The organism is Paenibacillus sp. S28 (assembly GCF_016624415.1).
GTDB classification, from domain to species: domain Bacteria; phylum Bacillota; class Bacilli; order Paenibacillales; family Paenibacillaceae; genus Paenibacillus_AQ; species Paenibacillus_AQ favisporus.
The window spans coordinates 240,148-254,895 of record NZ_JACVTM010000002.1 but is presented as its reverse complement, the minus strand read 5'-3'; the positions used below and the strand labels follow the sequence as shown (position 1 = coordinate 254,895).

14 protein-coding genes are annotated in these 14,748 nt (G+C 56.7%); 1 reads left to right on the top strand and 13 read right to left on the bottom strand.

Going from position 1 to position 14,748, the window contains the following annotated elements; all coding sequences use genetic code 11:
- Positions 1-52: 52 nt before the first annotated feature.
- Entirely contained in the window at positions 53-1,177 is a 1,125-nt protein-coding gene (locus tag IAE55_RS05535) for a hypothetical protein (RefSeq protein ID WP_145158068.1), read from the bottom strand.
- A 166-nt stretch (positions 1,178-1,343) separates the two neighbouring features.
- Positions 1,344-2,714, bottom strand: a complete 1,371-nt coding sequence (locus IAE55_RS05530; protein WP_200631348.1) for a class I SAM-dependent rRNA methyltransferase — start codon at positions 2,712-2,714, stop codon at positions 1,344-1,346.
- A 149-nt stretch (positions 2,715-2,863) separates the two neighbouring features.
- On the opposite strand from IAE55_RS05530, the gene IAE55_RS05525 reads away from it, so the two are divergent.
- Complete coding sequence (locus tag IAE55_RS05525; protein ID WP_145158062.1) at positions 2,864-3,835, top strand: Na/Pi cotransporter family protein; 972 nt, start codon at positions 2,864-2,866, stop codon at positions 3,833-3,835.
- Between the two features lie 61 nt (positions 3,836-3,896).
- Here the strand turns inward: IAE55_RS05525 and IAE55_RS05520 are convergent, their stop codons facing one another.
- The 11 genes from IAE55_RS05520 to IAE55_RS05470 form a co-directional block, all read right to left on the bottom strand.
- Complete coding sequence (locus IAE55_RS05520) at positions 3,897-4,325, bottom strand: NUDIX hydrolase (protein ID WP_105444493.1); 429 nt, start codon at positions 4,323-4,325, stop codon at positions 3,897-3,899.
- A 122-nt stretch (positions 4,326-4,447) separates the two neighbouring features.
- Entirely contained in the window at positions 4,448-5,788 is a 1,341-nt protein-coding gene (mtaB, locus tag IAE55_RS05515; protein WP_145158060.1) for a tRNA (N(6)-L-threonylcarbamoyladenosine(37)-C(2))-methylthiotransferase MtaB, read from the bottom strand.
- A 2-nt stretch (positions 5,789-5,790) separates the two neighbouring features.
- Positions 5,791-6,555, bottom strand: coding sequence for a 16S rRNA (uracil(1498)-N(3))-methyltransferase (locus tag IAE55_RS05510; RefSeq protein WP_145158057.1), 765 nt, complete (start codon positions 6,553-6,555; stop codon positions 5,791-5,793).
- A gap of 117 nt (positions 6,556-6,672) precedes the next feature.
- Positions 6,673-7,362 (bottom strand): site-2 protease family protein, encoded by a 690-nt coding sequence (locus IAE55_RS05505; RefSeq protein ID WP_105444490.1) that lies wholly within the window; start codon positions 7,360-7,362, stop codon positions 6,673-6,675.
- On the bottom strand, positions 7,362-8,336 hold the full coding sequence (gene prmA / locus IAE55_RS05500; protein WP_145158055.1) for a 50S ribosomal protein L11 methyltransferase: 975 nt from the start codon (positions 8,334-8,336) through the stop codon (positions 7,362-7,364). Before prmA ends, IAE55_RS05505 begins: the two co-directional genes overlap by 1 nt.
- Positions 8,337-8,473: 137 nt before the next feature.
- Positions 8,474-8,671: a YfhD family protein gene (locus IAE55_RS05495; RefSeq protein ID WP_076169781.1), complete on the bottom strand. Its 198-nt coding sequence runs from the start codon at positions 8,669-8,671 to the stop codon at positions 8,474-8,476.
- A 67-nt stretch (positions 8,672-8,738) separates the two neighbouring features.
- Complete coding sequence (locus IAE55_RS05490; RefSeq protein ID WP_089548226.1) at positions 8,739-9,107, bottom strand: hypothetical protein; 369 nt, start codon at positions 9,105-9,107, stop codon at positions 8,739-8,741.
- 232 nt (positions 9,108-9,339) lie between these two features.
- Positions 9,340-10,458 carry a molecular chaperone DnaJ gene (gene dnaJ, locus IAE55_RS05485; RefSeq protein ID WP_105444488.1) on the bottom strand — a complete coding sequence of 373 codons (1,119 nt, stop codon included), beginning with the start codon at positions 10,456-10,458 and terminating at the stop codon, positions 9,340-9,342.
- A gap of 112 nt (positions 10,459-10,570) precedes the next feature.
- Positions 10,571-12,424, bottom strand: coding sequence for a molecular chaperone DnaK (gene dnaK / locus IAE55_RS05480; protein ID WP_145158052.1), 1,854 nt, complete (start codon positions 12,422-12,424; stop codon positions 10,571-10,573).
- Between the two features lie 66 nt (positions 12,425-12,490).
- Positions 12,491-13,114, bottom strand: coding sequence for a nucleotide exchange factor GrpE (gene grpE, locus IAE55_RS05475; RefSeq protein ID WP_145158049.1), 624 nt, complete (start codon positions 13,112-13,114; stop codon positions 12,491-12,493).
- A gap of 66 nt (positions 13,115-13,180) precedes the next feature.
- Complete coding sequence (locus IAE55_RS05470; protein ID WP_200631346.1) at positions 13,181-14,734, bottom strand: TCP-1/cpn60 chaperonin family protein; 1,554 nt, start codon at positions 14,732-14,734, stop codon at positions 13,181-13,183.
- Positions 14,735-14,748: the final 14 nt, after the last annotated feature.

The following is a 14,748-nucleotide window of genomic DNA, read 5'->3' as shown; positions in this document are numbered from 1 at the left end:
CAAATAATACGTGAGACATCGAATGCATCATCATTTTGCCTCGCATGGCATATTACATACCGCTGTAATAGACCGGTAGCTCCGAGCGGTTGGCCGCCAGCCACAGCCGGTTATCCCTCGTCCAGCGCAGCGGATAGCCGACGCCGGCTTTGAGCGCCTTCCCTTTCAGAATATCGACAATCCATACGTCACGATTGGCCAGTTGGACCGCATACAAACCGAAGGGATTCCCGGATGCGGCAGTAAAGCTGGTGATGTCCGTTTCCTTTGCGACCCCTGCGTGCTGAGCTAATATTCGCCTGGCCGCGGCCGGCAGCTTCGGATCGGCTTCGTAGGACGCCCCCTCCCGGTTCAGAGGGATATGAAGAACGCCACGGGTTCGGCCCTCCTTATATCCGTCAACAGGGACCGTAACGGTCTCGTTATCGTTCCAGGCTAAAGGATAAATAAACAGGAATCCGTCGCTGTGTGACAAATAGCTCGCTCTCGGCCGGTTGAGCAGCTGGTTCCCGTCCCGGTCCAGCACAATCAAGTCGGCATCCGGGCCAAACGTGTCGTCCGAAGCTACCAGCAGCGCCACACGATCGTTGTCTGGTGATGCGGCTATACCGTAGACCGGGCGGGCAGACTCGTACAGCTCCTGGAACACTCCGGATCGGGTATTTACACGGTACAGCTTCAAATGGCCATTGACGGCATAAATCTCGTGCTTGGCAAGCCGGTCCGCATATTGAACATTTAACCCAAAGTCGTTCGTAAACTCCACCTGAGGCGGCGCCCATATCGGCTGGGATAGCACGCTTATCGAACCGTTCTGCTGCAAAATCGAAGGCAGCCTGCCACTCAAGCTGTACACCAGCATCCCGGGCCCGTTTTCCTCCTCATCGTCCCAAACGGGTTGATACGATGTTAAGGAATCAAGCGGCCACTCCTGAACGGTAGTTCCGTCCCGGTTCAGAAGGCGCACGCCATAGAACGGCTCCCGCACCCCGATCGGATCGATAGCTTTCTGTTCTAAATTCGAAAAGCCTGCAGCGTCCCGGTATTGCCCCTGCGCCGTTTGGCTAACCGGGTTTGCGCAGCACCCTTCCGAATGGTTGGCAACTGGTGAGGTGCAGCCTGAGGCGGCGATTGTTAACATCATCAGTAAGGTTAATGCGATGATTGCTTTTTTCATTACGTCACCCCGTATGCTAAATCCCTTTTTTTGGAACGTCTTACTTCCTAGACGCTAACAATCCCCCGAAGGTTACGCTTGCTTCTCTTTCAGACGAGCTTGCCGCTGCGAAAACAAAAAAACCTTTCCGTCCATCACGGAAAGGTTTGGTTTTTCAAGATCAAAGTTAAGCCCTGCTGCGAACTTCAAATACAGCAAACTTGAGGTAATGCCCTTCATCGACGCCGAGAATTTGCGGGTGGTCCTTGCCGGCCGCACGCCATTCGATCAGGCGCAAAATTTTGCCGGCATCGGCTGCCGCTTCCTGAATCGTGGCCAGGAACAGGTCCGGGCGCATATGGTACGAGCAGCTTGCCGTGACGAGGTATCCTCCCTCGTTCACCAGCTTCATGCCGTGCAGGTTGATATCCTTATAGCCGCGGCAGGCGCCCTTCACGGCGCTTTTCGTCTTGGCAAAAGCCGGCGGGTCCAAAATAACGACGTCCCACGTCCGGCCGCCCCCTGCGGTCATTTTCTTCGAGGTATCGACCTTCTCCTCGTTCCCTGCGGCCCGCTGCCGCCGTTCCTCCACACCTTTGACCTGATCACGCAAATATTGGAAGGCGTCGGCGACAACAAATTCCACGCGGTCCTCAAAGCCGTTCAGCACGACGTTTTCCCTGGCGCTCTCAATCGCGTGCTGGGAAATATCGAGGCAGGTGACCTTTTTGGCTCCATATTTGCACGCGTTCAGCGTGAAGCTGCCCGTATGCGAAAAGCATTCCAGCACTGTGGCCCCGTCCCAATAAGGGAAGGTGACGACTTTGCCGCTTTTGTTCACCGGAAGGCTGACGCGCTGCCCGTCCTGCTCCACTTCCTGCAGCGTAATCCCGCTGCGGCCTCCCCAGCCGGTCATCAGCGGAGCGATCGAAGCCCGGTTTTCCCGCTGGTCGAAGAAATAGCCCGTTTTCTGGCCTTCTTCAATGTCGACCTTCACGAACAGACCGTTCTCCGTCACGGTCACGTGGCGCGGGCATTCCCCGTACAGCGGCCCCTTGGTCTGCTCAAGCCCTTCCAGCTCGCGCACGGGAACGTCGCTGCGTTCATAGATTCCCTGCGGGCTCAGCACCTCGACCAGCGCGTCGACGATGTCCGTACGATGCACGTCCATGCCCAGCGTCAGCAGCTGCACGACCAGCACATCGCCGAAGCGGTCCACGATCAGCCCGGGAAGAAAATCCGCTTCCCCATACACGAGGCGGTAAGCATTGTCTCCTTTCAGGAAACGCTCCCGGTGCTCAAGGCAGCCGCGGAAGCGTTCGGCAAAGAAGGAACGGTCCATCGTCTCGACGGGATGGTACGAGATGACCCGGACCGTAATTTGCGAGGCCGGATTGTAATAGCCCGTGGCCAGGTACCGCCCTTGATGATTGACCACATTCACGAGGTCGCCCGGCTCCGGGCTGCCCTCTACCGAGGCAATTTCATTGTTGTAAATCCAGGGATGCCCCTGTTCCAGCCGCTTCTTCCGGCTGCGCTCTAATACGACCGATGCCAATCGATTCACTCCTTCAACGTTTCAAAAATGGATATATGGATTCCGGCAAGTCCCCGGCTGAAGCCCCTCTTGGAGTCATGGTTGTCCAGGGCTGGACATATATGTAATTATGGTTGACTCCATTAACAACCCCAAGGAGGACTTACCACGTGTTTCAAACTGTCGTGTTTCCCGTCGTGTACGGGTTTGTTATTTTTATGGCCGGCATGAAGGTGATGGAGGCGGCCCTCGGCAAATGGGCAGGGCCCCTCCTGTCCGCCTTCCTGCAAAAGGCTACCGCTTCGCCGCTGAAGGGGCTCCTCTTCAGCACAGGCATCACGGCCGTCCTGCAGAGCAGCACTGCCGTCACCGTCATTACGATGGGCCTGGTCAATGCCGGGCTGCTGACGTACGAACGCACCCTCGGCATTATACTAGGCAGCAACATCGGCACCTGCCTGACCACCGAGCTGATCGGCCTGCAGATCGGACGGATTGCCCTGCCGCTCTTGACCGTCTCCCTGATCGTGTGGGCGGCCGCCGTCATTTTCAGCGAGAGTTCCCCTCCGGGAATCCGCCGTATTCAGCACCTGATGATGCCCGTCCAGTTTCTGTCGCTGGCCATCGCCGGCTTTGCCCTGGTCATGCTGGGCATCCGCGTCATGCAAAAGATCGGTCCGGCCCTCGAGCAGTCCGGTCTGTTCGGCTGGTTCCTGGACCGCGCAGCCGACAGCGTATGGTGGGGCATTGCCGCCGGCGCGGTACTAACCGCCCTGATGCACAGCAGCGCCGCCGTCATCGGCCTAGCGATCGCTCTGGCCTCCTCGGGAACGCTGCCGGTCGACGTCGGCATCGCCATCGTGCTCGGCGCAAACGTCGGCACCTGCGTGACCGCGGTTCTCGCCTCCATCGGCAGCACGGCCTCTGGCCGGTTCGTCGCCTGGACCCATGTGGTTCTGAACGTCGGGGGAGCCCTCGTCTTCATGCCCTTGATTCCGCAGCTGCACTGGGCCGTGGCGGCCATCACCGGCAGTGAAGGCGCGCAAATCGCCCACGCGCAGACGCTGTTTAATGTGATCAGCTCCCTGGCCGCTCTGCCTCTATGCTACCTGCCGATCTGGAAAAAAGCCGCACACGCCTGAGTGTATAGCTCACCCTTAAGCGCTTGGTAGGAGGACAGTTCCTCAGGATCTAAGATAAGTCTTAAACCTCGATGCCGAGCAGAGACAGCCCTTTCCGCACGATCCGGTCGTTATTATCATACCCGTTCTGATCCTGCCGGAGCCATGCCTCCCGCGGCTCATACCAGGCCACACCGCTGATCTCCTCCACCTGAGGCCGATGCGATCCGCCGACCGCCTCCACCAGGTAATAATGGACTTCTTTTTGAACCTGGCCATGAATCGGATGGCTGTACGTATACTTAATGATGTCCACGGGGGAAATGATGCTGCCGATAATGCCCGTCTCTTCCTCGATTTCGCGCAGCGCGGTCTGCTCAACGGTTTCGCCCGGCTCCATTTTGCCTTTGGCCATCGAAATTTTGCCGTAGCGGTCCAGAATCAGCTGAATCTCCAGCCGGCCGCCGATGCTGCGGAACACGACGCCTCCTGCCGATATTTCCTTCCTCATCACCCGCTCCTCCTCCTCATGCCATAGTACAAACAAGGATTTCACCTCCGGTTCCGCCGGAAATGAAATCCTTGCCATTCGCCCAAGATCCCGCAATGCATAGGGACCTTGCTATATACAAATTAAACCGCTTGTCCCGGTCTTTCGTCCAGCACACGCACCAGCTGGCCTTCGCACTCGTGAACGCCGGCTTTGGTCAGCTTGACGCGGCACAGCTTGCCTTGCAGGTCTTCCGGACCGTCAAAGATCAGCTGCAGATAGTTATCGCTGAAGCCGTGCATTTTGCCCGGACCATGGGTTCCTTTGGAAGTGCCTTCCGGAATGACGTCCAGCACCTGGCCGACGAATTTTTGGGCATACGCCAGCTGCATCTGCTCGGACAGCGCGATTAATTCGCGCACCCGCGCATGCTTCACTTCCTCGCTCACCTGGTCGGTCATCCGCGCGGCCGGCGTTCCGTTCCGCTGGGAATACGGGAAGACGTGCATTTCCGAGAACCCGATCGACTTCATCAGCTCATAACCGTTCCGGAACATTTCGTCCGTTTCGCCCGGGAACCCGACGATAACGTCCGTTGTGATGCCGACATCCGGCATCGCCTGGCGGATCAGCTGCATTTTGTTGTAAAACTCTTCTGTCGTATACTTGCGGCGCATCCGCTTCAGCACCGTGTCATCCCCCGCTTGCAGCGGAATGTGCAGGTGGCGGCACATTTTCGAGGAACGGTTCAGCACGTCGAGCATCCGCTCGTCGATTTGGCTAGCCTCGATGGAGCTGATGCGTACGCGTTCCAGCCCGTCCACCTTGTCGAGATCCCACAGCAGGTCCGACAGGCGGTAGCTGTCCAGGTCGTCGCCGTAACCGCCGGTATGGATGCCGGTCAGGACGATTTCCTTGTATCCCGCTTCCACCAGCTGATGCGCCTGGTTCACGATGCTCTTCGGATCCCGGCTGCGTGAAAGCCCGCGCGACCATGGGATGATGCAGAACGTGCAGAAGTTGTTGCAGCCGTCCTGGATTTTCAGAAACGCCCGTGTTCTGTCGGCAAAATCAGGCACGTCCATTTCTTCAAATACGCGTGTCTTCATAATGTTGCGTACCGCATTGATCGGCTCGCGGGACTGGCGGATTTGATTCACGTACGGAATGATTTTGTCCCGGTCCTGGTTCCCGATGACCAGGTCAACCCCGGGAATGTCCAAAATTTCGGCCGGCGAGGTCTGCGCATAGCAGCCCGTCACGGCGACAATCGCTTCCGGATTTTGGCGCACGGCGCGGCGGATGATCTGCCGGCTCTTCTTATCGCCTGTATTGGTTACGGTGCAGGTATTAATTAAATAAACGTCTGCGTTTTGTTCGAAATCCACCTGCTCGTAGCCTTCATTTTTAAACAGCTGCCAAATGGCCTCTGTATCGTAAAAATTCACTTTACAGCCCAACGTATAAAATGCAACGGATGGCATGTTCAAGCTCCCCCCATTTCTCCGGATTCATAAAGTATGCAGGCCAGGGCAACCATACCCGCCGTCTCGCAGCGCAGGATCCTCCGTCCCAGGCCGATGCTGACCGCGCCGGCTTCCTCCGCCGCCCGGCACTCCTCTTCGCTGAAGCCGCCTTCCGGCCCCACGATCAGAAGCACCTGCTGGTCTGCAGCAGCGCCGGTCTTCTCTATCCAAGGCTTCACTGCATCCCGCAGCTGAAGACCATGTTCTTTCTCATAGCAGAAATATACCGCATCATACGCCGAAAACGAAGCCAGCAGCTTTTTCCAATGGATCGGAAAGCCGACCTCGGGCACCCGGTTGCGGTGGCTCTGTTCGGCCGCCTCTTTAGCGATTTTGCTCCAGCGGACGATGCGCTTCTCTTCCTTCTTGGCATCGTACTGCACGATGGTTCGCTCCGACAAAAAAGGAACAAATGCCGCCGCACCGATCTCGGTGCATTTCTGGATCACCGTCTCCATCTTGTCTCCTTTAGGGAGGCTCTGCGCAATGGTGACTTTAACCCGCGGCTCCTGGGTCATCGCCAGCATCTCGACGACAGCGGTGGTGACAACCCCCTGGTCGATCGACCGGATTTCCACCAGCGCTTCCCGCTCGCGGCCGTCGCTGACGATAAAGGTGTCCCCTTCTTTGCCGCGCATGACCTTGGCGATATGCCGTGCATCCTCACCGGTAATCTCGACGGTATCGCCTTTAAACTGCTCCTGTGATACAAAATATCTCTGCACCTTTATCAACATCCTATTTCCAAAATCACAAACTTCATCATACAACGTTTAGGTTCGCATGACCAGACCCTATTCAACAAGCGAATACGGCCTCGAACGTTCGCGTTCCCGCTCCGATTATATCGACACGCCGAACAATTTCAGGAAGGAGAACACGAACTGGTAGTTGATGCTGTTAGCCCACATATATAGCGGACTGATTGTATACATCTGCAGCACCGGAATGAACAGAATCAGCAGGAAAATAAAGATGGACCACTGCTCAAACTGCTGCAGCTTAATCCGTACCCGCGGCGGAACGATATCCTCGACGATGCGGTATCCGTCCAGCGGCGGAAGCGGGATAAGGTTGAATAAGAACAGGAAAAAGTTCATGAAGCAGAAATAGCGCAAAAACGTCGTGATCGCGAACAGCAGCCTTTCGTTCGTAATCCCGTCCAGCACCCCCGTGGCGATCAGGAGGGCGTAAATAAACGCCCCGATGATACCCAGAACGAAGTTGCTCAGCGGCCCCGCCGCCGACACGACCACGCCCATGAGGCGGGGATTTTTGAAGTTGTCGCGGTTGACCGGGACCGGTCTGGCCCAGCCAAACCCTGCGATCACCAGCAGCAGGACGCCGAGAAAATCGAAGTGAACCGCCGGATTCAGCGTCACCCTGCCCAGCAGTTTGGCTGTAGGATCTCCAAATTTATAGGCAAAATACGCATGCGAAAATTCATGCACCGTAAAGGCGATCACCAGCACGATCAGGACGAACGGAAGCTCTTCCAGCGGAAACCTGAGAATATTGTTCAGAAAATCCATCACGACCTCTTTCTCGCGACAAAGGCTACCCAGTCTTCGTCACGGCAAACGTCCTCGATCTCAAACCCGGAGTCCTTCAGCGCCTGATGAACGACGTCTTCCTTATTTTTGTAGATGCCTGAAGCAATGTAGACGCCTCCCGGCTCGAGCGCACGGTACACGTCGTCGATAAAGAGCAAAATGATTTCGGCCAAAATGTTGGCGACAATCACTTGGACCGGCAAGGTAACGCCCAGATCTTCGCGCTGATCACCGCCTAACAGGGACAGCAGATCGCTTTCCTTGACCGTAATCTGATGATCCAGCATGCCGTTCAATTGGCTGTTTTCCTTGGCGCTAGACACCGCCACCGGATCCAGGTCCAGTGCAAGCACATGCTTCGCGCCGAGCAGGACGGCCCCGATGGCCAGTATACCCGATCCCGTTCCGACGTCGATGACTTCCTCCCCGCCCTGAATGACCTTCTCCAGCGTGCGCAGGCAGAGCGCCGTCGTCGGATGGGTTCCTGTGCCGAACGCCATTCCGGGATCGAGCTCGATGATTTTCTCCGCCTCGCTCGCCGGCGTGTAGTCCTCCCAGGTCGGCTTGATCGTCAGCCGCTCCGATACCTTCAATGGTTTAAAGTAAGCTTTCCAGGCGGTAGCCCAATCGTCCTCATCCACTGTCTTGAGCTCGTAGCGCAGCTCTCCCGTGTCGATTCCGTACTCATGCAGCTGCCCGATCCGTTCCTTAACCTCGGCAATGATCTGCTCCACAGGGGACTCCTCGGAAAAATACCCTTTGATTTCGGCCTGTCCCTCCGGAATATCGTTGAGAGGCATCTCGTACCATTGCCCGAACGACGTATCCCGTTTCTTGTTCAGGGTTCCCGACTCTTCGATGGATACACCGCCGGCGCCGGCCTCATGCAAAAAATTTGAAATCATTTCCACGGCTTCTTCCGTGGTATGTATTGTAAATTCATGCCATAACATAATTCGTTAAATTCCTCCTCGACCTATGCATAAGTACCATTGTACTATACATCGGCGGCCGAGTACAAAATTTAGGGCTCCCCGCTAACAAAAAAACCGCAGGTCCGCATCGCGCTTCCCCACGGTTTTATGCATTCTCAATCTTCATCCGTCCAGCCGGTATCCATTTTGCGGAGCTGACGCTCGTCAGCCTCCTCGCTGCGGCGGAGCGCTTCCACATCGTCCGCATCGGCCAGTACGCCTGAGAACTCGACGTCCTCGTTTTTCATCGACATCAGTTCCTTGATTTTTTCCGTCTTGGTCATGATTTTGCCTTTTTTATCGCGGCTAGCCATCAAGCTCCCATCCTTTCCTTGAACGAACTATTCACCTTTAGAAAATGTTACGATCCCACTATCGCGCCTAGACGAAGCCGCCGGCTTCCTCGACGATTCTCCTTGCCTTCTCGAACGATTCTTCCTCAACCACAACGCTCAGAATGATATCCCGGCCGGTCGGCCCTCCCTGTCCGCCGTCGCTCATCCCGCTTGCTGACGGATCGGCTGCGGCCAGGATGGAGACATCCTTATCGCTGTATGTTGTGCCATAGGTCACAGACGTCAGACTGGGCATACCACCCGTAAATGGGCCGGTACTGTACATCGAAGCCCCAGGAAACCGGCTGAAGCGGTCGATGGACAGGTCCACCACCCGCAGGGCGCGCAGCTTTTTGGCTACGCCCTCGGCTTCTTCCGGACTTTTAAAATAGGCCAGAATGCTCTTTTCAGACACTTGCTTCACCTGCTTTTTATATGGATTAAGCGTTTACGGCTTCTCACGTGCGGTTTTAGGCTGTGCAAGCACGGTCCCTTTTATGCGCAGGAAACAACCGGGCCGGGAACTGGAAACGTCTCTGGGTTTGCATGCAAAAAAAGCCCGGCCGCCACGGCCGGACTTTCTAAATACGATCCATCTTCCTGAAGGTTATCGGAAGACGTTTTACCTATATACTGCAATTGCGCGGTTACTCCCCGCGGAACGCTTTTTTCATGCGGTCAAAAAAAGACTGCTCCTGCTCATGCGTCTGCTCGCCGTCCATGGAGGCAAACTGGCGCAGCAGGTCCTTCTGCTCGTCACTGAGCTTGCTAGGCGTAACGACGACGACCTTCACGTGCTGGTCGCCCTGTCCGATGCCGCGTAAACGCGGAACGCCTTTGCCTTTGAGCCGGAAGAACGTACCCGTTTGCGTACCGGCCGGAATTTTCAGCTTGACCTTCTCGGTCAGCGTCGGGATCTCGATCTCGTCGCCGAGCGCCGCCTGGGCAAACGTGAGCGGAACCTCACAGTAAATATCGTCGCCTTCCCGCTCAAAGAAGTCGTGAGGCTTCACGCGGATGACAATGTACAAGTCGCCCGACGGGCCGCCCCGCAGACCGCCTTCCCCTTCGCCAGTCATGCGCAGCTGGGCGCCGTCGTCCACGCCCGCAGGAATGCGCACGTGAATTTTGCGCTGCTTTTTCACTTTGCCGCTGCCGTGGCAGGTCGTACATTTGTCCTTGATGATTTGACCCGTACCGTTACAGTTGGAGCAGGTACGACGGTTGACCATCCGGCCGAACGGCGTGTTCTGGACGACTTCCTGCTGCCCGCTGCCGTGGCAGACGGAACAGGTTTGCGGCTTCGTTCCCGGTTTGGCTCCCGAGCCGTGGCAAGTGTCACAGTTTTCGGTTCTAGGAATGGTAATATCCGATTCCTTGCCGAATACCGCTTCCTTGAACTCGATCGTCATCGTATACTGCAGGTCGTTCCCCCGCTGCGGCGCGTTCGGGTCACGGCGTCCTCCGCCCCCGAAGAACATGTCGAAGATATCGCCGATGCCGCCGAAGTCCGCACCGGAGAATCCTCCGCCCATGCCCTGGTTCGGATCGATATGGCCGTACTGGTCGTAGGTCGCACGCTTCTGCCCGTCGCTGAGCACATCGTAGGCTTCCTTGACCTCTTTGAACTTGGCCTCGGCGTCATCCGCCTTGTTCACGTCCGGGTGATACTGCCTGGCCAGCTTCCGGTAAGCTTTTTTGATATCATCATCCGAAGCGTCCTTGCCGACGCCCAGGACTTCATAATAGTCACGCTTTTCAGCCACTCTTCCACCCCCAATATTTCAGTCATGCTCCGGTTCATGGACAAAAGGAAAGCCAAAGCAGCGGGATGCCCCGGCTTTGACTTCCCTATTCCTGAACATAACTTTCTATAGGTTAACCTTGATTTTTGTCCTCGTCAACAACCTCGTAGTCCGCGTCAACGACATTGTCCTTCTTCGCGGAGCCTGCTGCGCCGTCGGTATTGCCTTCGCCGCCTTGAGCCTGCTGCGCTTGAGCAGCCTGCTCGTACAGCTTCACAGACAGCTGCTGCACGATTTCGGTCAGCTCTTCGGTAGCGGATTTGATCTGCTCCAGGTCGTCGGAGTCGATAGCCGCTTTGACTTTGTCCTTCGCCGCATTGGCCTTTTCGACTTCGGAAGCGTCGACTTTGTCGCCAAGGTCCTTAATTGTCTTTTCTGTGGAGTATACGAGCTGGTCGGCGTTGTTCTTCGCTTCGATCAGTTCTTTACGCTGACGGTCTTCCTCGGCATGTGCCTCGGCGTCCTTCATCATGCGTTCCACTTCGTCGTCGCTGAGACCGCTCGAAGAAGTAATCGTAATCTTCTGCGTTTTGTTCGTTCCTTTATCGGTAGCCGATACGTTCACGATACCGTTGGCGTCGATGTCGAATGTAACTTCGATTTGCGGTACGCCGCGAGGTGCTGGCGGAATGTCGCCCAGGATAAAGCGTCCGAGCGTTTTGTTGCCCGCCGCCATTTGGCGTTCGCCCTGCAGTACGTGGATTTCAACGCTTGGCTGGTTATCCGCATACGTCGAGAAAATTTGCGATTTGCTGGTTGGGATCGTTGTGTTGCGTTCGATCATTTTCGTAAATACGCCGCCTGCGGTTTCGATACCGAGGGAGAGCGGAGTTACGTCGAGAAGCACGACGTCTTTGACGTCGCCTGTCAGCACGCCGGCTTGCACAGCGGCACCGAGGGCAACCACTTCGTCCGGGTTAACGCCTTTATGAGGCTCTTTGCCGGTCAGACGCTTGATCGCTTCCTGTACGGCCGGAATCCGCGTGGAACCGCCGACAAGGACGATCTTGTCGATGTCGCTGGAGCTCATGCCCGCATCGCTGAGCGCTTGACGGGTTGGTCCAAGAGTGCGTTCCACCAGGTCGGCAGACAGCTCTTCGAATTTGGCACGGGTCAGGTTAACCTCCAAGTGCTGAGGTACGCCGTCCACCACCGTAATAAACGGCAGGGAAATCGTCGTCGTCAGAACGCCGGACAATTCCTTTTTCGCTTTTTCCGCAGCGTCTTTCAGACGTTGAACTGCCGCTTTGTCCTTGCTCAGGTCGATGCCTTGGTCCTTCTTAAATTCGCTTACGAGGTAATCGATGATCACTTGGTCGAAGTCGTCGCCGCCGAGGTGGTTGTCCCCGCTCGTCGCCTTAACTTCGAAGAAGCCGTCGCCCAGCTCCAGGATCGAAACGTCGAACGTACCGCCGCCAAGGTCGTATACGAGGATCGTTTGATCTTCCGATTTTTCCAGACCGTAAGCGAGAGCGGCAGCCGTCGGCTCGTTGACGATCCGCAGCACTTCCAGACCGGCGATTTTACCGGCGTCTTTGGTCGCTTGGCGCTGGCTGTCATTAAAGTATGCCGGAACCGTAATAACCGCTTGGGTTACCGGTTGGCCCAAATAAGCCTCGGCGTCGGATTTCAGCTTTTGCAGAATCATTGCGGAAATTTCTTGAGGCGTAAACTCTTTGCCGTCAATCGTTTCCTTATGGTTTGTACCCATGTGGCGTTTGATCGAAATGATTGTACGGTCAGGGTTTGTAATGGCTTGGCGCTTTGCCGTTTCGCCGACGATGCGCTCGCCGTCTTTCTTGAAGCCGACAACCGAAGGGGTCGTACGCGCGCCTTCCGGATTCGGGATAACGACAGCCTCGCCGCCTTCCATGACGGCTACGCAGGAGTTAGTCGTACCAAGGTCAATACCGATAACTTTACTCATGTATGGTTTCCTCCTCTGGGATATAAGAAATGGTGGATCAATACTTATATGTTAAACAGCAGGGATTTACATGCTGACTTTAACCATGGCTGGACGAAGCACTTTGTCCTTCAGCATATAGCCTTTTTGCACTTCCTCAACGACGATGCCTTCCTCGTATTCATCGCTTTCCACCTGCATGATGGCTTGATGATACTCCGGATTAAACGGCTCGCCGACGGTAACCATAGCCTGCAGCCCTTCCGATTGAAGCACGCCTTCCAATTGGCGGAAAATCATGCTTACGCCTTTCGTAAAGGACTCCATTTCGCTGCCTTCGCCGGCAGCGGCGAGAGCCCGTTCGAAATTATCCACAACAGGCAGCAGCTCGGTCACCAGTTTAGTGGATGCATACTTGGCCAGGTCCTCTTTTTCCTTCTGGGTCCGTTTGCGGAAATTGTCGAAGTCGGCCTGCGTACGGATGGCACGCTGCTGATAATCGTCAGCCAGCCCCTGCAGACGCTCCACTTCGCTCTTCAGAGCAGCAGGGTCCAATGCTTCATTCTCCGCAGCCGTCCCTTCAGAAGCATCCTCCGAAGCTGTCTCGCCAGCTTGGCTAGCCTCCGCCTCGGCTGTATGTTCATTCACTTCTTCATTGGTTTGTTGGTTCAATTCGTTTTCACTGTCTTGAAATGGTTGGTTTTCTTTCAAGATGTCTTCACCTCCTTGGTAAACTGATCATGCTTTTGTTCATCGGTTCATGCGGTCCCGAAAAAATCAATCTTCATCCTGACCGCCAAAGCCTCTCATTTTGATGACATTATGAATGCGGAGCACGGCAGCCGCCACCTCACCCGCGGCCTCCAGCCCATGAATCTTCACCAGGGCCGGATCGACGATCCCCCGCTCCTCATAGCGAATGACGAGTCCGGTATCGCAGTCGATGCCCATGGAGTCGGAGTCTTCCGCAAGCTGGGCGGCACGCGCCTCTTCCATCTTCTCCAGCGGGTTGTAGCCGGCGTTCAGCAAAATTTGTGCCATGGGCTTGCGCAGCGCCGCTGCCACGGCGGCAATGCCGAAGGCTTCCATGCCCTTCACCGCCTCCCGCTGATGCTCCAGCTCGTAGGAGACGGCCAGCTCGGCCGTACCTCCGCCGGGAAGCACTCCGCCGGAGACGGCGGCTTGTACAGCCGAGGCCGCATCCGCGGCAATCCGGGCAGACTCCCCGACGACTTCCGCGGTGCTCGCCCCGACGATCAGCGTGACAAACGGCTCGCGCTCCTGCCCCCCGCTGCTGACCCGCACGCGTTCCAGCCTTTCGTCATAAGCCACATAGGGGGAATTCCCCAGAAGCTTGGCAAGCGAATCGCGCTCCTTATGTAAGGCGGTGCGCCGCATGGGCACCGCCCCTGTCATCTCGCTGACGCGCAGCAGGTCGCTGCGGCTCACGCGCGGCACCACCATGATGCCGTGGTCCATGCAGAACTGCTCGGCATCGGGATGGATCCCCCGTTCCAGCAGAACAAGCCCCACCCCGAGGTCGGCCAGCACGTGAAGCTCGCTGCTGAAGCGGTCGCGCAGCTCCATGTACCGGGCAAAGCCGGCTTCCGTCGTCAAAACCTCTTCATCCAGCGTCTCCGGCTCGAGCGCGTCGTGCAGGACGAGGATCTTCGTGTTCTTCAGCACGGGTCTATCATGCGAATGAAGCGGCTTCTGCTTCAAAAGAATGCCTTCATATACTTCATTATCGCCTTTCTCGTGGGCGGTAACCGCATCGGCAAGCAAATAGCCGGGTTCCCTCAGCTTCCGGGTCCCCACCTTCGAAGCGGCTTCCATGACAAGGCCGACGATATCCTCGCGCTCGCGTCCGGCGACATAAGCCGCCTTGGCAAGCAGCGGATCGTCCAGCCCTTCAATAACGCGGGTTCGGCGCCGCAGCGCTTCCACCGCCATGCGAATGCCTTGCTGCATGCCGGCAACCACTTTGGAAGCAGGGACACCTCTGACGATTTGCGCAACGCCTTCCTGCACCAGCGCTCCCGCAAGCACCGTTGCCGTCGTCGTTCCGTCGCCGACCTGCTTCTGCTGGCTGCGGGCCACCTGGATCAGCAATCTGGCGGCGGGATGCGTTACGTCCATCTTGTCGAGGATCGTCACGCCGTCATTGGTAATAATGACTTCCCCGCGGGAGCCGACCAGCATGACGTCCAGCCCCTTGGGGCCGAGCGTCCCTTCCACCGCAGAGGTGATGGCACGGACCGCATTGCTGTTGTTAAGCAGGGCTGCGTAGCGTTCTTCACCCTCGCGAACCGGCTGCTGGCCTTGACTCATCCGTCCTCTCCCCC